This is a genomic window from Streptomyces canarius, from assembly GCF_014650735.1.
Taxonomy (GTDB): Bacteria; Actinomycetota; Actinomycetes; order Streptomycetales; family Streptomycetaceae; genus Streptomyces; species Streptomyces olivaceoviridis.
Map to the genome: position 1 here is coordinate 1 of NZ_BMVN01000234.1, position 638 is coordinate 638.

The window sequence follows — 638 nt, forward strand, 5'->3', positions numbered from 1 at the left end:
GCAGCTTCGGGCCACGACGCGGCACCCCGGCAGAAGAACTCATGCTGGATCTAACGACGGACTGCCGGCGCAGGACACTAGTACTCCAGCAGCACTTTGACGTTTTCCCTGTTCAGGGGCGGTTTGGGTGAGTGTAGTGGGCTGATTGCCGACCTGTGTTCTCTTTCCCGGACCGCCCCTCGATCGTGTGCAGCCGCCGCTGATAGTGGCAGCTGCGGGCGACGGCTTGGCGTCGTCTGCGCCAGTGGGACCATCTCAGCGCGCGTGCGCTGATGAAGGGCTGGTGAGCGGCGATCGGTGAGGGGACAGTTGCCAGGAGCCGCCGAACTTCTGCCACGGTGAGGGGAGCGAGGCAGGAACCGTTTCTGCTGCCCCTTTTACCTCAGCATCGGCGGCCATGACGGCCAGGAAGGCATGCGCCAGTATGGCTAGGGTGATGTGCCGCATCCAGCCGGTGTAGCGGCGTACTTCGTACTGGTCGAGGCCGCATTCGTTCTTCGCGGCCTGGAAGGTTTCCTCGATGGCCCACCGCATCCCCGCGACGCGCACCAGGTGCTCGACCCTGGTCCCCAGCGGTGCGTAGGCGAGGTAGTAGGCGATCTCCTCGGGCTTGCTGATGCTGCGGCGTGCCAGTGCCC

At 65.0% G+C, this 638-nt stretch carries 1 pseudogene; it reads right to left on the minus strand.

Annotated elements, in window-relative coordinates:
• Positions 1-255: 255 nt before the first annotated feature.
• Positions 256-638 (minus strand): annotated as a pseudogene (locus IE294_RS47050) (IS701 family transposase); the annotation flags it as partial.